The sequence below is a fragment of the Parasphingopyxis sp. genome (genome assembly GCF_052168275.1).
Taxonomy (GTDB): Bacteria; Pseudomonadota; Alphaproteobacteria; order Sphingomonadales; family Sphingomonadaceae; genus Parasphingopyxis.
In genome coordinates this window covers 16,856-36,965 of record NZ_JBQLZM010000149.1, presented here as the reverse complement: position 1 = coordinate 36,965, position 20,110 = coordinate 16,856, and the positions used below count along the sequence as shown (strand labels likewise).

General features: G+C 63.5%; 21 protein-coding genes. 9 read left to right on the top strand and 12 right to left on the bottom strand.

Annotated elements, in window-relative coordinates; genetic code table 11:
• Nucleotides 1-178: 178 nt before the first annotated feature.
• From aroC to ACTS1X_RS13940, 6 genes are all read right to left on the bottom strand, one after another.
• Nucleotides 179-1,249 (bottom strand): chorismate synthase, encoded by a 1,071-nt coding sequence (aroC, locus tag ACTS1X_RS13965; protein WP_442615014.1) that lies wholly within the window; start codon nt 1,247-1,249, stop codon nt 179-181.
• A 12-nt stretch (nt 1,250-1,261) separates the two neighbouring features.
• Nucleotides 1,262-1,720, bottom strand: coding sequence for a GNAT family N-acetyltransferase (locus tag ACTS1X_RS13960; RefSeq protein WP_442615015.1), 459 nt, complete (start codon nt 1,718-1,720; stop codon nt 1,262-1,264).
• A gap of 31 nt (nt 1,721-1,751) precedes the next feature.
• The gene (fabI, locus tag ACTS1X_RS13955) at nt 1,752-2,558 is read right to left on the bottom strand and encodes an enoyl-ACP reductase FabI (RefSeq protein ID WP_442615013.1); all 807 of its coding nucleotides are present in this window, start codon (nt 2,556-2,558) and stop codon (nt 1,752-1,754) included.
• The gene (locus ACTS1X_RS13950) at nt 2,558-3,529 is read right to left on the bottom strand and encodes a YihY/virulence factor BrkB family protein (protein ID WP_442615012.1); all 972 of its coding nucleotides are present in this window, start codon (nt 3,527-3,529) and stop codon (nt 2,558-2,560) included. The genes fabI and ACTS1X_RS13950 overlap by 1 nt, the downstream gene beginning before the upstream one ends.
• A 3-nt stretch (nt 3,530-3,532) precedes the next feature.
• Nucleotides 3,533-4,465, bottom strand: a complete 933-nt coding sequence (locus ACTS1X_RS13945) for a DnaJ C-terminal domain-containing protein (protein ID WP_442615011.1) — start codon at nt 4,463-4,465, stop codon at nt 3,533-3,535.
• Nucleotides 4,466-4,547: 82 nt separating this feature from the next.
• The gene (locus tag ACTS1X_RS13940; RefSeq protein ID WP_442615010.1) at nt 4,548-4,988 is read right to left on the bottom strand and encodes an ABA4-like family protein; all 441 of its coding nucleotides are present in this window, start codon (nt 4,986-4,988) and stop codon (nt 4,548-4,550) included.
• A gap of 71 nt (nt 4,989-5,059) precedes the next feature.
• Between ACTS1X_RS13940 and pdxH the strand changes: the two genes are divergently transcribed.
• Nucleotides 5,060-5,638 carry a pyridoxamine 5'-phosphate oxidase gene (gene pdxH, locus ACTS1X_RS13935; protein WP_442615009.1) on the top strand — a complete coding sequence of 193 codons (579 nt, stop codon included), beginning with the start codon at nt 5,060-5,062 and terminating at the stop codon, nt 5,636-5,638.
• 64 nt (nt 5,639-5,702) lie between these two features.
• Entirely contained in the window at nt 5,703-6,509 is an 807-nt protein-coding gene (locus ACTS1X_RS13930) for a PhzF family phenazine biosynthesis protein (protein ID WP_442615008.1), read from the top strand.
• Here ACTS1X_RS13930 and ACTS1X_RS13925 read toward each other — a convergent pair.
• Nucleotides 6,506-8,461: a caspase family protein gene (locus ACTS1X_RS13925; RefSeq protein WP_442615007.1), complete on the bottom strand. Its 1,956-nt coding sequence runs from the start codon at nt 8,459-8,461 to the stop codon at nt 6,506-6,508. The two genes, ACTS1X_RS13930 and ACTS1X_RS13925, sit on opposite strands and share 4 nt — an antisense overlap.
• Nucleotides 8,462-8,601: 140 nt before the next feature.
• On the bottom strand, nt 8,602-9,717 hold the full coding sequence (locus ACTS1X_RS13920; RefSeq protein ID WP_442615006.1) for a serine hydrolase domain-containing protein: 1,116 nt from the start codon (nt 9,715-9,717) through the stop codon (nt 8,602-8,604).
• Nucleotides 9,718-9,741: 24 nt separating this feature from the next.
• Between ACTS1X_RS13920 and ACTS1X_RS13915 the strand changes: the two genes are divergently transcribed.
• Nucleotides 9,742-10,068 carry a hypothetical protein gene (locus ACTS1X_RS13915; RefSeq protein WP_442615005.1) on the top strand — a complete coding sequence of 109 codons (327 nt, stop codon included), beginning with the start codon at nt 9,742-9,744 and terminating at the stop codon, nt 10,066-10,068.
• Between the two features lie 21 nt (nt 10,069-10,089).
• On the opposite strand, the gene ACTS1X_RS13910 is transcribed toward ACTS1X_RS13915, so the two are convergent.
• The 3 genes from ACTS1X_RS13910 to mnmA all read right to left on the bottom strand — a co-directional run bounded on the left by ACTS1X_RS13910 (nt 10,090) and on the right by mnmA (nt 12,139).
• Nucleotides 10,090-10,479: a MerC domain-containing protein gene (locus tag ACTS1X_RS13910; protein WP_442615004.1), complete on the bottom strand. Its 390-nt coding sequence runs from the start codon at nt 10,477-10,479 to the stop codon at nt 10,090-10,092.
• 164 nt (nt 10,480-10,643) lie between these two features.
• Nucleotides 10,644-11,027, bottom strand: coding sequence for a hypothetical protein (locus ACTS1X_RS13905; protein ID WP_442615003.1), 384 nt, complete (start codon nt 11,025-11,027; stop codon nt 10,644-10,646).
• Nucleotides 11,027-12,139 (bottom strand): tRNA 2-thiouridine(34) synthase MnmA, encoded by a 1,113-nt coding sequence (mnmA, locus tag ACTS1X_RS13900; RefSeq protein ID WP_442615002.1) that lies wholly within the window; start codon nt 12,137-12,139, stop codon nt 11,027-11,029. The genes ACTS1X_RS13905 and mnmA overlap by 1 nt, the downstream gene beginning before the upstream one ends.
• Before the next feature lie 13 nt (nt 12,140-12,152).
• Here mnmA and ACTS1X_RS13895 point away from each other — a divergent pair, with 13 nt between their 5' ends.
• From ACTS1X_RS13895 to ACTS1X_RS13885, 3 genes are all read left to right on the top strand, one after another.
• Entirely contained in the window at nt 12,153-12,608 is a 456-nt protein-coding gene (locus tag ACTS1X_RS13895) for a hypothetical protein (protein WP_442615001.1), read from the top strand.
• 111 nt (nt 12,609-12,719) lie between these two features.
• On the top strand, nt 12,720-13,019 hold the full coding sequence (sciP, locus tag ACTS1X_RS13890; RefSeq protein ID WP_176875245.1) for a CtrA inhibitor SciP: 300 nt from the start codon (nt 12,720-12,722) through the stop codon (nt 13,017-13,019).
• A gap of 223 nt (nt 13,020-13,242) precedes the next feature.
• Complete coding sequence (locus ACTS1X_RS13885; protein WP_176869324.1) at nt 13,243-13,506, top strand: GlsB/YeaQ/YmgE family stress response membrane protein; 264 nt, start codon at nt 13,243-13,245, stop codon at nt 13,504-13,506.
• A gap of 69 nt (nt 13,507-13,575) precedes the next feature.
• On the opposite strand, the gene ACTS1X_RS13880 is transcribed toward ACTS1X_RS13885, so the two are convergent.
• Entirely contained in the window at nt 13,576-14,301 is a 726-nt protein-coding gene (locus ACTS1X_RS13880; RefSeq protein WP_442615000.1) for an SIMPL domain-containing protein, read from the bottom strand.
• Between the two features lie 231 nt (nt 14,302-14,532).
• Here ACTS1X_RS13880 and ACTS1X_RS13875 point away from each other — a divergent pair, with 231 nt between their 5' ends.
• The 3 genes from ACTS1X_RS13875 to ACTS1X_RS13865 are packed head-to-tail and all read left to right on the top strand — an operon-like array spanning nt 14,533 to nt 20,099.
• A complete protein-coding gene (locus tag ACTS1X_RS13875) occupies nt 14,533-15,741 on the top strand; it encodes an efflux RND transporter periplasmic adaptor subunit (protein WP_442614999.1) in 1,209 nt (402 codons plus the stop codon).
• A gap of 9 nt (nt 15,742-15,750) precedes the next feature.
• On the top strand, nt 15,751-18,831 hold the full coding sequence (locus tag ACTS1X_RS13870) for an efflux RND transporter permease subunit (protein ID WP_442614998.1): 3,081 nt from the start codon (nt 15,751-15,753) through the stop codon (nt 18,829-18,831).
• Nucleotides 18,828-20,099 carry a DUF445 domain-containing protein gene (locus ACTS1X_RS13865; protein WP_442614997.1) on the top strand — a complete coding sequence of 424 codons (1,272 nt, stop codon included), beginning with the start codon at nt 18,828-18,830 and terminating at the stop codon, nt 20,097-20,099. Before ACTS1X_RS13870 ends, ACTS1X_RS13865 begins: the two co-directional genes overlap by 4 nt.
• Nucleotides 20,100-20,110: the final 11 nt, after the last annotated feature.

Genomic DNA, 20,110 nt, shown 5'->3' with positions numbered 1-20,110 from the left:
GGATGCCGAGGAAGAGGAAAGTACAGGCGCCGAACAGTGCGACGACCGCCGCCGGAAAACGCTCGAAGAGGAAGGCGATGAACATCACCGCCAGGATCGCGAGACCGAGAACCGCCTGATTGGCTTCGATAAAGAGCCGGATTTCTTCCAATATGTTACCCCTGAACCATCCGGTCTATCAGGAGCATTGCGCCCGGTGAAGTAGCATTTGATCGGCGAGGACCAGCGCCATCATCGCTTCGACGACCGGTACGCCGCGAATACCGACGCAGGGATCGTGCCGGCCCTTGGTGGAGATCTCCGTCGCCTCGCCGTCCCGGGTCACCGTTTTCAGCGGCGTCAGGATCGAACTCGTCGGCTTGAACGCGGTTCGGCAGACGATCGCGTCGCCGTTCGAAATGCCGCCGAGCACGCCACCCGCATTGTTCGACAGGAAGCGCGGGCCTTCATCGCCCGGTGCCATCTCGTCGGCATTGTCGCGGCCGGTTATCCGCGCGGCCTCGAAACCATTGCCGATCTCCACGCCTTTCGTCGCGTTGATCGACATCATCGCCGCGGCGATCTCGCCATCAAGCTTGGCGTAAACGGGCGCCCCCCAACCCGCCGGCACGCCGGTCGCGACGCACTCGGCCACCGCGCCCAGCGAATTGCCGTCCTTGCGCGCCGTGTCGACCGCGGCTTCCCACTCGCCCGCCGCCACGGGATCGGGACAGAAAAAACCGTTCGCATCGATCGCCGCGTCGTCGAACCGGGCACGGTCGATCGGGATGCCGCCCAGCTCGGTCAGATAGGCGCGGATCCCGATCCCGTCGCCCAGGACCTTGCGCGCCACGGCGCCTGCCGCGACGCGGGCCGCCGTTTCGCGCGCCGAAGATCTGCCGCCGCCGCGCGGATCGCGAAATCCGTATTTGGCGTCATAGGTGTAATCGGCATGGCCGGGGCGGTATTTGGCGGCGATCTCGGAATAGTCCTTCGATCTCTGGTCGACATTGTCGATCATCAGATGGATCGGCGTGCCTGTCGTGCGCCCCTCATAGACGCCAGACATGATCTTTACCGCATCGGGCTCGCGCCGCTGCGTCGTATGGCGGGACTGGCCCGGACGGCGCTTGTCCATCCAGGGCTGGATATCGCTTTCCGCTAGCGCGATGCCGGGCGGACAGCCGTCGATGACGACGCCGAGCCCCGGGCCATGGCTCTCGCCCCAGGTCATGAAGCGGAACACGCGTCCAAAACTGTTATAGCTCATCAGCTTCCGTGCCTAACCTTCGAACGCCGCAAAAGCCCGAGCATAGTCGGCCTTGCCGGTTTTTGGCAGCACAAAAAGATCATCGAAGATCAACGCCTGAAAATAGGGCCCGGCATAGGGCGATGCGAACGGCGCCGCCGTTTCGGCGCGAAAACCGAACCGGCGATAATATTCGGGATCGCCGAGCAGGAACATCGCCGTGAGACCTTCGGTGCGCGCCCAATCGACCGCTTCGCGCATCAGCGCACTGCCGATGCCCTCGCCGCGCCTGGTCGGAAGCACGCCGATCGGCCCGACCGCGGCCGCTTCGACGAACCTGCCGTCCCCTTCAACTTGCATCGGCGACAGGATGACGTTGCCGACCGGTTCGTCGCCGTCGAAGGCGATCAGCGAAAGCAGAATGTCGCCATCGCTGCGCAATCGCCTCACAAGGCGGGCTTCCAGATCGGTTTCGAATGCCGCCTCGTGAATCGCGTGGACGGCCGCTCGAGGCGAATTGCGATCACTTCTCGAGCGCGATGTCCGGTGCGTCTTCGGCCTTCATGCCGATAACGTTATAGCCGGCGTCGACATGATGGGTTTCGCCGGTAACGCCCGAAGCCAGATCGCTGAGCAGATAGACGCCGGCCCCGCCGACATCCTCGATCGTGACGTTGCGACGAAGCGGCGAATTGAGCTCGTTCCATTTCAGGATATAGCGGAAATCGCCGATCCCGCTCGCGGCCAGCGTCTTGATCGGTCCGGCCGAGATCGCATTGACGCGGATATTGTCCGGCCCCAGATCCATCGCCAGATACTGGACGCTGGTTTCGAGTGCCGATTTGGCGGGCCCCATCACATTGTAGTGGGGCACGACCTTTTCCGCGCCATAATAGCTGAGCGTCAGAATCGAACCGCCGTTCGGCATCATTTCGCTCGCGCGCTTGGTCACGGCGACCATCGAATAGACCGAGATGTTCATCGTCAGCAGGAAATTGTCGAGGCTGGTATCGACATATTTTCCGCGCAGCTCGTTCTTGTCCGAAAAGCCGATGGCATGGACGACGAAGTCGATCGTCTCCCAGCGTTTCTTGAGCGTCGCGAATGCCGTGTCGAGCGCGTCCATGTCGGAAACGTCGCATTCGATCAGAAAATCGGATCCGACGCTTTCGGCGAGCGGTCGCACGCGCCGCTCCAGCGCCTCGCCCTGGTAGCTGAACGCCATTTCGGCGCCCTGCTCGTGCAACTGCTTGGCGATGCCCCATGCCAGCGACCGGTCATTGGCGAGCCCCATGATCAGCCCGCGTTTTCCTTCCATCAATCCCGTCATTACGGTTCCTCGATTGCAGTGTCAGACGGTGCTTCGTCTGCGACGTCCCTTAGCTCGCTTTCGGGCACTTCCGCCAGTGCCGCGTTGAAATGCGCGGCGACGACGACGCCATAGCCGATGACCCAGAAAAACATCAGCGACAACATGAAACCGGCGAGGCTGCCATAGGTGAGGTCGTAACTGAGGAAGTTGGATAGCACGACGGGCATCAGGGCGGTGGTTCCCAACCACCAGACGGTAACGAGCAGCGCGCCGGGCCATTTCGGGTAGCGCCGACCGCGATACCGACGAGGCGTCAACGACCAGAACATGAGATAGAAGCCGAGGAATATCGCAAGAGCGGGAACGAGCCGCGAAAGCGAGACGAGAACGCGATACTCCTCCATCAGCGGCAGCACGCGGTAGATGAACTGCTCGATCCCGGTCATCACGAATTGCAGCGCGAAGGCGAGCAGCGCCAGCGCGACGGATATGATGATCAGCCCGATCGAAAACAGCCGATATTCGTAGAAGGGGCGGCCATAGGGCGTTCCATAGGCGCGCCGCAGGACCTCGCGGACGGTCTCGATAAAACTCGCGGTCGTCCAGAGTCCGATTGCCGCGCCGATCCACAACAGATTGCCGGTTCGCGCCGACAGCACGCTGGCAATCGGATCCTCGAGCGCCGAGGCCACCGTCGGGGGGACGTTCTGCAGGAATATCGATACCGCCTGCAGACCATCTTCCGTACGGCCGAACACCTGAGCGAGCGCCGCAAGGACGATGAAAAACGGGAAGAGCGCAAGCAGCGCCATGAAGGCAAGATTGCCCGCATGAATGAAGCCCTCGGCATACACACCCTCGACCGTCCGCGTGAGCGTGGTCCAGCCCCAGGTGCGTGGGTGCGGACGCTCGACTGGACGGCCCTCGCGGATCCGGGCCTCGGCCAGCCTGCGGCGCGCCTCAGGCGATTGCGAGGCTTCATGCGTCAAAGGCTAGACACCCAGTTGCGAACGGGGATTTTGCGGTTTGCCCGGCTTCCAGGATTTGACGAATTCCGTCAGATCCTTGTCGTCTTCCGGAAGGTCGATCTCGAGCTTCACTAGCTGATCGCCCCGGCCGCCGCCTTTCTTGTGAAAGCCCTTCCCTTTCAGGCGCAGCGTTTTTCCCGATGCCGCATTCTTGGGCACCGTCAGCATTACCGGACCGTCGACGGTCGGAACCTTGATCTTCGCTCCCAGCACCGCCTCGTCGAGACCGATCGGTACGTCTATGCGGATATTGTCGCCGTCGCGTTCGTAGAATTTGTGGTCCTGGACGAGGATCGTGACGATCGCGTCGCCGGCGCCGCCGGGGCCTTCCTGCCCCTGGCCCGATAGCCGCATCTGCGTCCCGCTCTCCACGCCCGGCTTGAGCTTGAGATCGATCGTCTTGCCGCTGGAAAGGGTGATCCGCTGATCATCGAGCCGTGCCGCGGCTTCGAAGGGCACCGCGAGGCGATAGGCCATGTCCGCGCCCCGGGGCGGCGGCGCCTGTCTCCGGAAACCGCCGAACGGCCCGCGCGAGGAGCTCGCGCCGCGTCCGCCGAACAGGCCTTCGAAGATATCGCCGATGTCCCCCGCCTCGGTCGAGAATTCGAAATGGGAGCCGCCTGGGCCGCCCTGGCCGCCGCGAAAACCACCGCCGCCGAACGGATGCGTCGGATTTCCTTCGGCATCGATCTCGCCGCGGTCGAACTGGGCGCGCTTGTCCTTGTCGCTCAGCAGGTCATAGGCATTGGTTGCCGCCGAGAATTTCTCGGCCGCCTGCGGATTGTCCGTGTTGCGGTCGGGATGCAGCTCCTTGGCGAGCTTGCGATACGCCTTCTTGATTTCGTCTTCGCTCGCGCCGCGCGAGACTCCGAGGGTCGCATAAGGATCAGCTGCCATTGTGTCCGTGTCGTATATCATGTGCCGTTAGCCAACTGTTGCAATTATACAACAGCCGAGATGGGCGGGATGTTCCTCGATTTCAAGCGGTTTTCCGGGCGCCATGTATGCGCCGGACGATCAGATGGATAAGCAGACCGAACGGCCCGAACAGGAAGGTCGCCAGCAGGATCGGCGCCTGGACGATCCGCGACAGCGCGATTTCGTCTGCGTTGCGCGCGACCCACAGACCGACGAACAGGTCGAACGCTAGATAGTGGATCCAGCCCAGCGTTAGGCCGATATCCGTCGCGAAGATCGCGCGCACCCCCTCGATGGTCGTGAAATCGGACCCTTCGCCGCCCGGTTGCGGCGCGATAGCCATCAGATAGATCAGCAGGACGGCGTAGAAGAGGCACAACAGCCCGACAGCGCCCTCGCGCAGGATCGTGAACATGATCTCGCGCCTGGGACCGAAGATCAACGCGACCCAGGCCAACATGGCCGACAGATTCGCGATGCTGAATATAGTCGGCCAATCCATCGTGAGTCCCCAAATGTCGATTTGATTTGCATCATTGATAGACGATGCCCCGCTGCCCTAGAAGCCCCGGCATGACAGATGACCCGCACGCCCTTTTCTCCGCCTGGGCCGCCGAAGCGCGCGCCAGCGAGCTCAACGATTCTAACGCGATGGCGCTGGCCACGACGACGCCCGACAACCAGCCCTCGGTGCGCATGGTGCTGCTGAAGGGCCATGATGAGCGCGGTTTCGTCTGGTACACGAACCTCGAAAGCCGCAAGGCGGACGACCTGTTCGCGACCGAGAAGGCCGCCTTGCTATTCCACTGGAAGTCGCTGCGCCGCCAGGTCCGGATCGAAGGACCGGTGAGCCGCGTCTCGGACGAAGAAGGCGACGCCTATTTCGCCACGCGCAGCCGGGATTCTCAACTCGGCGCCTGGGCATCCGACCAGTCCCGCCCGCTCGACAGCCGCGAGACGTTCGAAGCGCGGTACGAGGACGTTCGCGCCCGCTTCGAAGGCGGTGACGTGCCTCGCCCGCCGCACTGGTCGGGTTTCCGGCTCGATCCGCAACGGATCGAATTCTGGGAAGACCGCGATCATCGTCTCCATCACCGGCGACTGTTCACTAAGACGGGCAGCGGCTGGGATGAAGGACTGCTTTACCCCTGATCAGATAATCGCGCTGTGCGTTCGCGGATGCCGGGCCTAAGCGGCGATCGAAAGGATATTCGCCATGCCCACTCTTCGCATCGTCCAGATCGACGCTTTTTCCGAAACCGCTTTCGGCGGCAATCCGGCGGCCGTGATGCCGCTCGATACATGGCTGGACGACGCCACGCTGCAGGCGCTCGCCGAAGAGAATAATCTCAGCGAAACGGCCTTCTATCTGCCCGCTGCAGGCGATGCGGAGGCCGATTACGAGCTGCGCTGGTTCACGCCGACCGCCGAGGTCGCGATGTGCGGACATGCGACATTGGCATCGGGACATCTGCTGCTCGGCGAACATCCTGAGATCGATCGCGTCCGCTTCCGCACCCGCAAGGCCGGGGTGCTCGAGGTGCGCCGCGCGGGCGACGGCTATGAGCTAGACCTGCCGATCACGCCGGTCGAAGGGGTGGAGCGTCCCGACCTGCTCGACGCGCTCGGCACGCCGGACGCCGAGGTCTTCCTTTCGGTGGCGGATTCGGCCGAGGATACGGCGATCATCCTGCTCGACGACGAAGATGCGGTGAAGGCCGCGGCGCCCGACTTCAAAGCGCTGGCCGACATCCATTTGATGGCCATCGTTACGGCGCGCGGAAGCGAGACGGATATCGTCAGCCGGGTATTCGTGCCCGCCTGGGGCATCGACGAGGACCCGGTCACCGGATCGGCCCATGCCGCGCTGACGCCCTTCTGGGCCGATCGGCTGGGCCGCGACAGTTTCACGGCGTTGCAGGCCAGCGCACGTCGCGGGCTGCTCGGCTGCCGGCTCGCCGGCAACCGCGCGATCCTGTCGGGGCGCTGCGCGACCGTTATCGAGGGCGAGTTCTTCTTCTAGTCCCCGCCACGGACCACGCCGAACTGTTCGGGCAGAGTCACGAGGATATCGTCGACTTCGACGCTGCCGCGCTGCACCACCAGCTCCTGGTGGTTGCGCTGCGCATCGCCGGTTTCCGCCTCGATACAGTTGCGTCCGTCGCACTGCTCACGGAAGCGGTAGCGGAGATAGGAAACGAGTTCGCCGGCGGTGATATTGCCGTCGGCATTGTCGTCCGCCTGCCCGCCGACACCGTCCGAGAAAAAGCGCGACAGATAGCCTCCGGCGTTGAATTCCGACGCGACGAGGCTCGTCAGATCCTCTTCCGAGCTGAACAGCCCCATCATGTTGGGGCGCGTAATCAGGTCACGCTCGAACCCGCCCGAAAAGCAGGCGTCGAGCACGATCATCGTCGTGCCTGCCCGCACATCCGCGAACATAGCGGCGAGATCGTCGTCGGTCAGCTCCTCGCCATCGGCAAAGACCAGCGTCTCGTCGCGGCCATCCAGTTCGCCGCGGTCGTCGGGGTCCTCGATCTGATTGCCGTGCCCCGAATAGAAGAAGAGGAAAATATCGTCCGGACCGGCCTGGGCGGCCACGCGCTCGAAGGCGCGCCGAAATTCGGACAGCGTCGCCTGCTGGTTGGTCAGCAATATGCTTTCCTCGCGCAACATGCCCAGTTCCTCGAATTTCTGATACAGTTTGCGCGCATCGGTATCGGTGTAGCTGAGATCCGACGTGTTGCCGCCATAGTCTGCAATCCCGACCGATATGGCGAAGACCTGCCGCTGCTCGGGATTTGCCGGGATGCGCGTCGTGCCCTCGCTGAGCGCCAGCTGGAAACGTCCGGTAGCGCCGGGCGCATAGCTGGTGGCGATGATGGTGTAGACGCCGTCTTCCTCGAGTACCCGTTCGAACCGGCTGTTCAGCGATTCGCCCGTATCGTCGATGTCCTGTTGATCCCCCGACGGCGCCCGCAGGATCAGGTAGGTGTCGAAATCGTCCGAGCTCAGATCGACGGTGACCGGCTGGCCTCGCCGGCCGGTAAAGCTGTATCGTTCGACATATTCGCCGCTGTTCAGCGTATCGTCCTCCTTGCCGAGTTCGCTGGTCAGCGTCCGGCCGAAGGCGAGCGGCGCGGCGTTGGCCGTCACCGTTTCGGTATCGGCGATATCGCTGCGATTGAGGCTCGTCGCCAGCGCATAGTCGCCGGTCGTGCCGCGGCCATAGCTCGTTACGGAAATCGTATAGCGACCATCCGCGGGGAGCGTGGCCAGCAACCGGCTGTTCAGCGTCTGCTCGCCGGCAGTCGTATCGTCGTCGTTGCGAACCGAGAAATTGTCCGGCCCGGTCAGCGAAAGCATCGTGTCGAAATCGCCCGACGCGCGCAGATCGACGCGCTGGCCGCGAGTACCGGTAAATTCGTAGCGATCCGTGTATCTCCCGGCGATGCTGCCATCTTCATCCGACGACAGCGTGCCATTGCGCGTCTCGCCGATTGTGATCGGCAGCGCGGGAGCAGCCGCTTCCGCCGCCACCTGCAATGACTCGGTCGGTACCAGCCTTATCGTATAGGCGCCGGTTTCCGCCGGGCGGAAAGCCTGGGCGCGCACGGACAATCGGCCCGAACCCGGCACCACCACATCGAGCCGGCTGTTGGTCGTCTCCGCGATCCAGTGATTATCGTCATTGACCAGCGTCGTGCCGTCCGGAAGCCGCGCCTGGAGCTGGGTATCGAACGCGTCCGACTCCATAACAATCGAAAGCCGTTGTCCGGGCGTGGCGCGGACGCTCCACTGATCGTAATATTGCTGCTTGCCGCCCGAGACCTGGTCGTCAGCGGCAAGTTCGCCCTCGAACGTACGGCCGACGGCCAGCGCGTTTTCCTGCGACTGCCCTTGTACCGGCGGTGTAACGGCCAGCGCCGCAAGCGCAACGCCCAGACCTGCATAGAATTTGGATTGTATCGTCATTCTCATCCCCCATCGGCCGACCCGCCTATCATGTGGCACGGCTGCGGTGAAGCGGGGCTGAACAGCGATGAAGCGATTGCGGCCCGCATGTGGCGTCTCGGTACCGCGAGCCGGCGGACCTAGCTATGATCTGCGACACATCATCCGACGGTTTCGAAAATACGAGCCAGCCGCATGACGATCGCCTCCCGCAACTCGCTATCAGGCGTATTGCCGAGGCGGACGACGGTCAGACGCTGTTCGGGCGATACCATCACATATTGGCCGAGATGGCCGTTGAAGGAAAACAGGGTGGCCGGCGCCCGGCCGGGAAACAGCACGGGCGTATCGTAGACGCCGCCTTCGCGATTCAGCCAGGTCTGTCCGCCATACTCGCCGTTGCGCGGCGATGGGGCGAGCATGAATTCGCGCCACTCCGGCGAGATGATCTGCCGGCCGTCCGGCCCCTGCCCGGTCCGCATCACTTCGCCAAGCCGCGCCCAATCCCGCGCCGTTGCATGAATCAGGCTGCCGCCTATCTGGGTTCCCTGCGCGTCGAACTCAAAAAACACGCTCGCGATGCGCGCCGGCCTGAGCAGCCGCTGTTCGGCAAACCGCCGATAGGCGGCCGCGCGCTCGCCGGGATCCTCCGAATCCGTCAGGGCGTCGGCGATGATGCGTGAGAGGATCACCGTCGTCGCGCTCGAATATTCGAACTTGTCGCCGGGATTGGCTTCGAGCGGCCGGGAAACCGCATAGCCCGCCATGTCGTCCGTATGGCGGCCGAACAACATCTGGTTGGTATCCGAATCCCAGATCGGATCGTTGACCTCGGTGTGATCGAGGCCCGACGCCATGTGGAGCAGATGCCGGAGGGTTATGTTGCGCCGCGCGTCGTTCTCACGCTGCCATTCGGGGATCGGCACGGGCGCGTCGAGCGCGAGCACGCCGTCTTCGACGAGAAAGCCGACCAGCATGGCGGTCACGGTCTTCGCCATCGACCACGAAACATAGCGCATATCGGCCGAATAGCCGGGCGCATAGCGTTCGGCGATCACCTCGCCGTCATGCAAGACAAGCACCGCCCGGGTTTCGCCCACGCCCTCGTCGGTGAACAGCGCCTCGACGAGCGGGGCGATATCGGCGCGACTGAATGCCGGCGCTTCGTTCGCGGTGATCGTTGCTTCGCCCTGGTCAAGCTCGATCACCGGCGCCGCTGCGCTGACGAGGAGTGCGAGTGCCGGTGCGAACGGGATAACCCATCTTTGCTTCATCATCGCTTCAGGCTACGTCTCGCCACCATGAAAGTGAAGCGGCCTTTTCTCGTGGGTTCGATCATTGTGCTGCTCGTCCTGCTGCTCGCGGTTATCGTTTATGCCATACGCATGCGGCCGACGATCGAACTCGGCGTCGGCTATGGCGCGCATGTCGTCTGCTCCTGCCGCTATATCGGCGGGCGCGACATGCAGAGCTGTTACAACGACTATGAGCCTGGCATGGAGATGATCTCGATGACCGAAGACGCCGAAGAGAAACGCATCACCGCCAGCGTTCCCCTGCTCGCCAGCCGGTCAGCGCAGTTCCGCGAGGGGCTGGGCTGCGTGCTGGAGCCGTTGCCCGGAGAATAACGGACGGGACCGATGATCGGCCTAGCGGCGGCATCCATGCCGGCACGTCCAGTTCAGCAGATGCGCGCGGACCAGCAGCACACTGCCGACCGTCGAGAGAAGCATATCCAGAACCGTTTCCGGGAAAAACAGCGTCGCGAACGCCAGCAGGACGAGCCCCAGCGCTCCCGCAACCGGCGGCCGATGGTCGCGATGAACGCGATAGCCGGACAGCAAGACGAGGCCGGCCACCGGCGCGACAAAGCCAAGCAGCCAGATATGCAGCGCCTCGGGCAGCGCAACGAAAGCGGCAAGCGCGGGCAACAATGCGACCGCCACCGGCAGGATCAGGCAATGAACGAGACACAAGAGCGATGCCCCGATCGCGATGCTCTCCATCCAGTCATGACCCGAGTGTATTCGGTCGCCCACCTTATCCTCCTTATAAATGATATAATATCACATAAACATCACCGGGCTCACATGTCCAGTATCGGAGATGAAAATCCGTGCGATACACCCCGCTGCCCCGATGTCCGGATCCCGCGATGGTAGAAACCGCGAGATCAGCGAACCGGGAGGGGGAACTGCGGTCTCTATCTCGAAGTGTCAGGCGCTTTGCCGGTTGTCAGCCAAGCCCAGCCGAACAATAGGGCGAACAGCAGGTCTGGGGCAGCGGCCGCGGCGACCGGCGCGTCCACGCGGCCAGCCACATAGAGCAGCGCCGACGCCCCGAAAAAGGACAGCTTGCTGAAAATCCCGATCAGCATCGCGGGCCGGTAGCGCACGGGATCGGTCGCGATCAGCGCGTAGAGAAGCTGCGTTGCGAGGACGACGCCGACAAAGCCGTAATAATATTCCGGGTGTGTGATCGCCGGCGGCGCGTTTTCCGATATCGCGCTTTCGAGGAAATAGAGCGGCAAAACGACGGCGATGCCCCAGATCGCGGCGATGCCGAAAGTCCATCGCGCAAACCGCATCAGGCCGCCAGCGCCGCTTCGGCCGCGATCGTTTCGGCGATCCAGCCGCCGCCCATGACGCGGTCGCCAGCATACAGCACCGCCGCCTGGCCGGGCGCAACGCCATATTCGGGTGCATCGAAGGTCACCGTTTCACCGTCGAAATACGCCGGTGCCGGCTTGGCCAGCGAGCGGACCTTGGCCGTCATCTCACCCTCGAACCCGTCACCCAGCCAGTTCAGATCCTCGATCCGGGCGGCACGGACCGCCAGCGCTGATTTCGGGCCGACGACAACGCGCCGTGTCTCCGGCTCCAGTTTCACGACATAGAGCGGCTCGGGCTGACCGCCGATCTCGAGGCCGCGCCGCTGGCCGACAGTGAAATGGATGAGCCCCTGATGCTCGCCGAGCACTTCGCCCGAGCGCGTCACGATTTCGCCGCCCTCGCCCGCTTCGGGGCGCATCTTCTTCACGATCGTCGCATAGTCGCCATCGGGTACGAAACAGATATCCTGGCTGTCCGGCTTGAGCGCTACGGCAAGGCCGAGCTCTTTCGCAATATCGCGCACCTCGGCCTTGGGCAGCCCGCCGAGCGGGAAGCGCAGATAATCGAGCTGGTCCTTCGTCGTGGCGAAGAGGAAGTAGCTCTGATCGCGCGCCGGATCGTGTGCCCGGTGCAATTCGGGACCGCCATCGCCGATCACCCGCCGAACATAATGACCGGTCGCGAGGCAATCCGCGCCGAGATCGCGCGCCATGCCGAGAAGGTCGCGAAACTTCACGCTCTGGTTGCAGCGGATACACGGAATTGGCGTACGGCCCGCCATATATTCGTCGGCGAAATCATCGATCACCGATTCCCGGAAGCGGGATTCATAATCGAAGACATAATGGGCGATGCCGAGCTTTTCGGCGACGGCGCGCGCATCGCGAATATCCTGGCCGGCACAGCAGCTCCCCGTCCGGCCCGTCGCTTCGCCGTGGTCGTAAAGCTGCAGGGTGATACCGATCACCTCAGCCCCCGTCTTCGCAGCCAGCGCGGCCACGACCGAGGAATCGACGCCGCCAGACATGGCGACGACGATGCGACTTTCGCCTGCGGGGCGATCGAGCTGGAAATCGGCTTTCGTCATAAACGGCCATTTAATGTTTCGTAGCGCCGCACGCAAAGGGCAATCCGTCGCGGATTTACGCTTTGCCAACCACGATCCCCGTTTCGCCGCCGAATTCCTAACCAAAGCGTTGCCCGCGCCTTTACCACGTTTTCAACCTTCTTCCCTATTAGCCTCGTTCATGGACATGACTTTCACTCCATTTGGCAATCGCATGGACGCGGCCGGCGGCATCCGGCCGGACTTTCGCGCGCTCGTCGCCTTCGTGGCCGCGAGTCAGGCCGCGCAGCCGACAGGCCGGATTGCGACCCGGCTTGCCTTGGGCGGCGACCGGCAGATGGCGGCGACGGAGTCGCTGATCGCATTGTTCGCGCCAAGACCGCGTGGTGAAGGTTCCGAAGTCATGGGGCGGGGGCAGGCTCTGAAGGGATGTTTCAATCCGACAGTGCCAATTTCGCACATCCCGCTAACCAAAAGGAAGGATTGGTAAAATGCCTGTTTACCTTGGCATTTTAGGCTTCTTTCAACGAGCTTTGCTTATAAGGCGTTCATCGTAATGCTGACGACCAAGCAAGGATCGGCTGATCCCATTGAGGAAAGAATGATCGAGAACCAGAAGATACGACCGGCGCAGGTGATCGGCCCCTTGGGCGAGCCGCTGACGATGGAATCGCTGCCGCCGCCCTCGACCCGCCGCTGGGTCGTCCGCCGCAAGGCCGAAGTGGTGGCCGCGGTGAACGGCGGCCTGCTGACCGTCGACGAAGCCTGCGAGCGCTACGATCTGACCGTCGAGGAATTCGCGAGCTGGCAGCGAGCGATCGACCGGTCCGGCATGCCCGGCCTCCGGGTGACCCGGATCCAGCATTACAAATCGCTCTACGAACGCCAGCAGAAATATTAGGGATTGTCGCACGGCCGAGCAGCGGTCGCCAGCGGACAACGGATTCCCCGGTCGCCATCTCCGTCGGCGGCCGGGGAATTTGTTTTTTGCGACCGACAGTCTAGCGTCCACCCGGACATACAAGAATCGCCCGGCGGAACGAATGACCGTTACCGCGCGTAGGTAGGGCATATGTCGAAACGCGTCCTCGCGGTGAGGACGCGGCAAAGGGAGGAACGCAAATATGGGTATCATTATCGCAATCGTCGTGGGCGGCATCATTGGCTGGCTCGCCAGCATCGTGATGAACCGCGACGCATCGATGGGCATTTTCTGGAATATCGTCGTCGGAATCATCGGCTCGTTCCTCGGACGCTTCATCGGCGGATTCTTCGGCGTTGGTGCTACCTTGACGTCCTGGTCGCCGATCGGCCTGCTGATGTCGTTTATCGGCGCGGTCGTCCTGCTGATGATCATGAACCTGATACAGCGCGGACGCGTACGCTAGATCCAAAGAACTGGACGAAAAGCGATGGGGCCCGGCGCGGAAGCACCGGGCCCTTTTTTTGATCGACCGCTATTGCAGTTCGAACGTCACCGAAACATCCGCTGTCAGTCGCTGCTCGCCCGGCGCGATCCGCGCGCCCGACTCCGCGACGGCATCCATCGCCATCTCGCGGTTCGCCATCATCATCGGCGGACGTGCCGCACCGGCCTCGCTGACGGCAACGATCCGCACGACCCGCATACCCAAGGCGTCCGCATAAAGCTCCGCCCTTTCGCGCGCCTTGCGGATCGCATCGCGCCGCGCCTCGTCCAAGGCCGCATCCGGCGAGTCGATTTGAAGGCTGGGTCCGTTTATCTGGTTCACGCCCTGTGCCACCAGCGCATCGAGCATGGCGCCCGCATTTTCGATCTCGCGGAAGCGGACGCTGAGCTGGTTGGAGGCCGTATAGCCCAGCAACCGCGGTTCGCTGCGCTCGGAATAATCGTAGCGCGGATTGAGGTTTATCGACGCGGTCTGGATATCGCGTTCATCGATACCGGCGGCGGTCAGGGCGCGGAAAACGCTCCGCATCCGCTGATTGTTCTCCGCAAGCGCCGCCGAAGCCGTTGGCGCTTCGGTCACGACGCCCGCATTGATCACTGCAATGTCGGGCGTCCGGCGCGACTCGCCGGAAGCGACGACATCGAGCCGCGTACCCTCCATGACGGGCATGGGCATCGCAATCTGCGCCGATGCCGCCGATCCCGCCGATATGGCCGCGCAGGCCGCGGTCAGGCTGATAATCATATGTCTCATCGTTGGGCTCCCAGGATTGTGGGGTGGAGTACAGAACATGTTCCGGTGTATCCAGCAGAGTTCGGGTTTCGCTTCGATGAACAGTCGAATCCCTACGGCGGTCAACCTTGATTTTGCACTGCAAAAAACGCAAACGAGCCGCAGATTTCAGTTCCGGCTTGAGCCTCGTGTTATATTCATGTAATACAGCATGACAGTGAGGTATTGCGGAGTTTGGCCAAGGTGGCAGATATGAACGTTGAACAACGCTTCGCGGAGGAGCAGACCGCGCAGATGAGCACATTCGAGGATGAAGAACGCCGGCGGGACAGGCGACGGCGGTTCATCATCATCGGCACCGTCGTCGGCGCGCTCCTGATCATGGCCGCCTATTTCATGCTCCAGGGCGGCGCGGGCGAAAATGCCGGCGCCGCGGCGGGCGAAAACGGCCCGGCGCGGGTCCTGCCAACCGTTACCGTGATCGTGCCCGGATCGCAGGCGGTATCGAACACGATTTCGGCCAGCGGCACGCTTGCTGCGCGCCGCCCCATGCCGGTCGGCGTGGCCGGGGAAGGCGGACAGATAGCGCGCGTTCTGGTCGATGCGGGCGACTGGGTAGGCGCAGGGCAGGTGCTGGCGACGATCGAAAGCTCGGTTCAGTCGCAACAGGTTGGCGGTGCGGCGGCGTCGCTGGAAGTCGCCCGCGCCAACCTTGCTCTCGCCCAGGCCAATCTCGATCGCTCGCTCCAGCTCGTTGAGCGTGGCTTCATCAGCCAGGCCGATATCGACCGCCTGACCGCCACGCGCGATGCCGAACGGGCACGCGTGAACGTCGCCGCTGCGCAGCTCAACGAGTTGCGGGCCCGTGCCGGACGTCTGGCGATCCGCGCGCCGTCTGCCGGCCTGGTCCTCGAACGCAACGCGGAGCCCGGTCAGGTCGTCAGCGCCGGCAGCGGTGCATTGTTCGTGCTGGCACAGGGCGGCGAGATGGAAATGAATGCGCAGGTGTCCGAATCCGATCTGTCGCGATTGTCGGTCGGTCAGCAGGCAACGATTACGCCCGTCGGAACGACGGATCGCTATGAGGGTCAGATCTGGCAGCTGTCGCCGACGATCGACGCGCAAAGCCGGCAGGGCACGGCGAGCATCGCGCTATCCTATCAGGAAGGTCTGCGGCCAGGCGGCTTCGCGAGCGCCGAAATCGTGAGCGGGTCGATCGACGCGCCGATGCTGCCGGAATCGGCGGTCCAGAGCGACGGCGACGGCAATTATGTGTATATTATCAATGAGGATAATATCGTCGAGCGTCGCGATATTGCCGTTGGCTCCGTGGGCAGCGCGGGTATCACCATCCGCGAAGGCCTGCAGGGCAATGAGCGGGTCGTGCGGTCGGCGGGTGCGTTCCTCAATCCGGGCGACGAGGTCATCCCGCAGCGCATGTCCAGGGATGACGAGAACTAGGAGCCACTGATGAGTTTCCGCACCGTATCGACCTGGGCGATCAAGAACCCGACGCCGCCGCTCGTGCTGTTTCTCGGGCTGATGCTGGCCGGGATCGTCAGCTTCGCCCGGCTCGACGTCAATGACAGCCCGGAGGTCGACTTCCCGGCGGTTCAGGTGATTATCGCGCAGCCGGGTGCCGCGCCGACGGAGCTGGAAAACCAGGTTACCCAGCGCGTCGAAGCGGCCGTGCGGAATATCAGCGGCGTCAATACGCTGTCTTCGTTCGTCAACGAGGGCAACTCGCGGACCTTTATCGAGTTCACGATCGGCACGCCCGTCGATCGGGCGGTGAACGACGTCCGCAATGCGATTGCCCAGATCCGCGGCGATTTGCCGGAAGGGATATTGGAACCGCAGGTCATCCGCGTCGAAATCAACGGCGGCGGCACGATCGCCTATTTCGCCGTCGAGAATGTCGACATGACGCTCGAAGAGCTGAGCTGGTTCGTCGACAACACAGTCGCGCGGCAACTGCTCTCGGTCGACGGCATGGCGGCGGTCGACCGCGGAGGCGGGGTCAGCCGCGAAATCCGCGTAATCCTCGATCCCGCGCGCCTGCAATCGCTCGGTATCACGGCGAGCCAGGTCAACGCCCAACTGCGCGCGACCAACCTCAACGCCGCCGGCGGCCGGGCCGAAGTCGCCGGATCGGAACAATCCGTCCGCGTGCTCGGGAACGCCGAAACGGCTTATGAGCTGGGCCAGACGGACATCGCGCTGGGCGGCGGCCGGACGGTCAAGCTCGCCGATATCGCCGAGGTGCGCGATCTTTATGGCGAGCAGCGGTCGCTTTCCAAGATGAACAACCGCCAAGTGCTGAGCTTCGGCATCGAACGCGCCAAGGGCGCCTCGGACGTCACCGTCTATGACGAGGCCGAGCGCGTTCTCGCCGAAATCGAGGAGAATAATCCTGGCGTGCAATTCACCCGGCTGTTCACCACGGTCGAATATACGCGGGAGAACTACGAATCCGCGATGATGGCGCTGATCGAAGGCGCGGTCCTGGCGGTCATCGTGGTCTGGTTCTTCCTGCGCGACTGGCGCGCGACCCTGATCGCGGCCATCGCCATCCCGCTGTCGGCGATCCCGACCTTCTGGTTCATGGACCTGTTCGGCTTCACTCTGAATTTCATCAGCCTGTTGGCGCTGAGTCTGGTGGCCGGTGTCCTTGTCGATGACGCGATCGTTGAGATCGAGAATATTGTCCGGCATATGCGCATGGGCAAATCCTCCTACCAGGCGTCGATCGACGCTGCGGAGGAGATCAGCCTCGCCGTGCTCGCGACAACCATGGCGATCGTCGCCGTATTTCTGCCCGTCGCGCTGATGCCGGGCATTTCCGGCCAGTTCTTTATCCAGTTCGGGATGACGACGGTCGTTGCGGTGCTGATGAGCCTGGCGGTGGCGCGACTCATAACACCCTTGGTCGCAGCCTATTTCCTGCGCGCCGAAGGTGTGCGCGAACATGGCGAAGGGCCGGTCATGGATCGCTATATGGCGCTCCTCAAATGGTCGCTCGTCCATCGCTGGAAGACCGCGCTGCTTGGCGGCGGCGGCGCGCTGGTTGCGACGATCATCGCTTTCTACACCCTGCCGATCACCTTCCAGCCGGAAACCGACGACGATTTCAGCCGGGTCAATATCGAGATGGTGCCGGGCACGACGCTCGATGAAACCGAACGCGTGTCGGATCAGGTCGCCGCGATCCTGCGCGAACAGCCCGAAGTCCGCACGGCCTTCCAGCGCATCGAACCGGGCAGCGGTCGAATCTTCATGACGCTGCGCGACGATCGGGAACGCAAGAGCACCGAGTTCGAGCGCGAAACCGCCCCCTTGCTGCGCGCCATTCCCGATGCGCGCGTGACGTTCCAGTCGCAGCAGGGCGGGTTCAGCGGCCGCGATATCTCGATGGTCATCGGCGGCGACGATCCCGACGTCCTGGATGCGGCGGCCGATGAACTCGTCCGCCAGATGAGCGAGCTGGACACGATTGTCGCGCCGCGCATCGACGGCGATCTTCGCCGTCCCGAAATCGTCGTAACCCCGCGGCTCGACCTCGCCGCCGATCTCGGCGTGACTACGGCCGAACTCAGCCGCGCCATCCGCATCGCGACTCAGGGCGAGATCGACCAGAATGCGGCGCGTTTCTCGCTCAGCGACCGGCAAATCCCGATCCGCGTCGCACTGGCCGAGGAGTCGCGGCGCGATCTCGCAACGATAGAGAATCTGCCGGTAGCGACCGCCAATGGCGGCTCCGTCCCGCTGCGCCTCGTCGCCGATATCGGCTTCGGCTCCGGCCCGACCGAAATCCGACGCTACGACCAACGACGTCGCATCGTCGTCGGCGCCGATCTCGCACCGGGCCTGGTGACGGGCGATGCCATGTCCGAAATCAACGCCCTGCCCTTCTGGGAAGACCTGCCGCCGGGCGTCAATCGCGTCATCGCCGGGCCGGAAGAATGGCAGGCGGAGATGCTGTTCAACTTCTTCGTCGCGGTGCTGTCCGGCGTGCTGCTGGTCTTTGCGGTCCTCGTCCTGCTCTACCGGAGGATCATGGCGCCGCTCGTCAATATGGGCTCGCTGATCCTCGCCCCGCTGGGTAGTGCGATCGCGCTCCATATCGTCGGCCAGCCGCTTTCCATGCCGGTGTTTATCGGGCTGCTGATGCTGCTCGGCATCGTCGCGAAAAACTCGATCCTGCTCGTCGATTTCGCGATCGAGGAAATGGACAAGGGCGTCGACAAGGATACGGCGATCATCGATGCGGGCCACAAGCGCGCCCAGCCGATCGTCATGACGACCGTCGCCATGACGGCCGGCATGATCCCGACAGCGCTGGCGCTGACCGGCGACGGCGCCTGGCGGGCGCCGATGGGCTGGACTGTCATCGGCGGCCTGATCCTGTCGACAGTGCTGACGCTCGTCATCGTGCCTGCCTGTTTCAGCCTCGCCGACAGCATCGAGAAACGGCTGCGGCGCTTCTTCGGACGGGCGCTGACCTACAAGCCCGGCGACGATGATAAAGCGACTATCCAGCCGGCCGAATGACGGCACCTGACAACACCCGGCCCGTCGGCCGGTTCAACTCGACCGAAGATCGCGGACGGGCCATGCGCCGGACGGCGACGGCGATGCTGTTCCTTATGGCGGGGATATTCGTCCTCGCGCACAATATGGAGGAAGCCCATCCGGCCTGGGGGTTCGTCCGCGCCTTCGCCGAGGCGGCGATGGTCGGCGGGCTCGCCGACTGGTTCGCGGTGACCGCTCTCTTCCGTCATCCGATGGGCATCCCGATCCCCCACACCGCCATCGTGCCGAAGAACAAGGACCGGATAGGCGAGCAGCTCGCCTGGTTTCTCAAGGACAATTTCCTGACGCCCTCGATCGTCGCGCGCCGGATGAAGCGCTTCGACGTCGCCGGGGCGATCGGCGCCTTCCTCACCGATCCGGCCGGCGGCGAGGGCCGGATGCGGCAGGGCGCCTCGAAACTCGTGGCGATGATCCTCGAAAACCTCGACGACGAAAAGCTCGGTGGCACGACCAAGACCATGATCGCCAACCGCCTGCGCGAGCTCGACGTCGCACCCTTGCTCGGCCAGTCGATCGAGGCGGCGATGCGCGAAGACCGCCACATCCCGATCGTCGACGGTATCGTGCGCTGGGCGGCCAACATCCTCGACTCCAACGAAGAGATCGTCCGCGCGATGGTCTATGAGCGGGCCAACAATTTCATGCGCTGGCTGGCGATCGACGACCGGCTTTCCGACGCGATCATCAACGGATTGCGCCGGCTGCTCGTCCAGATGGAGGGCGATCCCTACCATCCGCTGCGCAGCCAGGCGAACGAGGGGTTCGTCCGCCTCGCCTTCGATCTCCAGCACGACAGGGACATCCAGGAACGGGTCGAGCATTTCAAGCTCGAGATGATCGACAATCCGGCGATCACCGACTGGCTCGACGGGCTCTGGGAACAGGCCCGCGAAGCATTGCTGCGCGCGGCGCGCGACCCGGATCGGGCGATGGAGGGCCGGTTCGGCGAAGCCCTGCACGAACTCGGCCGGACATTGCAGGACGATCCCGAACTCAAGCGCGCGATCAACAGTTTCGCCCGCCGCGCGACGGTCGGCGCGGTCGCCGATTACGGCGACAGCATCGTCCGGCTGGTGTCCGATACGGTGAAGGGCTGGGACGCGGAAACGATTACCGCGCGCGTCGAGAACGCGGTCAGCCGCGATCTTCAATATATCCGGATGAACGGCACCCTGGTCGGCGGCCTGGTCGGCCTGACCATCCACACGATCATCACGATTTTCTAGGGGGCTGGCGG

Coding starts and splice junctions, on each gene's coding strand:
- aroC (WP_442615014.1), bottom strand. CDS start 1,249: ATGAGCTATAACAGTTTTGGACGCGTGTTCCGCTTCATGACCTGGGGC.
- fabI (WP_442615013.1), bottom strand. CDS start 2,558: ATGACGGGATTGATGGAAGGAAAACGCGGGCTGATCATGGGGCTCGCC.
- ACTS1X_RS13945 (WP_442615011.1), bottom strand. CDS start 4,465: ATGGCAGCTGATCCTTATGCGACCCTCGGAGTCTCGCGCGGCGCGAGC.
- ACTS1X_RS13940 (WP_442615010.1), bottom strand. CDS start 4,988: ATGGATTGGCCGACTATATTCAGCATCGCGAATCTGTCGGCCATGTTG.
- pdxH (WP_442615009.1), top strand. CDS start 5,060: ATGACAGATGACCCGCACGCCCTTTTCTCCGCCTGGGCCGCCGAAGCG.
- ACTS1X_RS13930 (WP_442615008.1), top strand. CDS start 5,703: ATGCCCACTCTTCGCATCGTCCAGATCGACGCTTTTTCCGAAACCGCT.
- ACTS1X_RS13925 (WP_442615007.1), bottom strand. CDS start 8,461: ATGACGATACAATCCAAATTCTATGCAGGTCTGGGCGTTGCGCTTGCG.
- ACTS1X_RS13920 (WP_442615006.1), bottom strand. CDS start 9,717: ATGATGAAGCAAAGATGGGTTATCCCGTTCGCACCGGCACTCGCACTC.
- ACTS1X_RS13915 (WP_442615005.1), top strand. CDS start 9,742: ATGAAAGTGAAGCGGCCTTTTCTCGTGGGTTCGATCATTGTGCTGCTC.
- ACTS1X_RS13905 (WP_442615003.1), bottom strand. CDS start 11,027: ATGCGGTTTGCGCGATGGACTTTCGGCATCGCCGCGATCTGGGGCATC.
- mnmA (WP_442615002.1), bottom strand. CDS start 12,139: ATGACGAAAGCCGATTTCCAGCTCGATCGCCCCGCAGGCGAAAGTCGC.
- ACTS1X_RS13895 (WP_442615001.1), top strand. CDS start 12,153: ATGTTTCGTAGCGCCGCACGCAAAGGGCAATCCGTCGCGGATTTACGC.
- sciP (WP_176875245.1), top strand. CDS start 12,720: ATGATCGAGAACCAGAAGATACGACCGGCGCAGGTGATCGGCCCCTTG.
- ACTS1X_RS13885 (WP_176869324.1), top strand. CDS start 13,243: ATGGGTATCATTATCGCAATCGTCGTGGGCGGCATCATTGGCTGGCTC.
- ACTS1X_RS13880 (WP_442615000.1), bottom strand. CDS start 14,301: ATGAGACATATGATTATCAGCCTGACCGCGGCCTGCGCGGCCATATCG.
- ACTS1X_RS13875 (WP_442614999.1), top strand. CDS start 14,533: ATGAACGTTGAACAACGCTTCGCGGAGGAGCAGACCGCGCAGATGAGC.
- ACTS1X_RS13870 (WP_442614998.1), top strand. CDS start 15,751: ATGAGTTTCCGCACCGTATCGACCTGGGCGATCAAGAACCCGACGCCG.
- ACTS1X_RS13865 (WP_442614997.1), top strand. CDS start 18,828: ATGACGGCACCTGACAACACCCGGCCCGTCGGCCGGTTCAACTCGACC.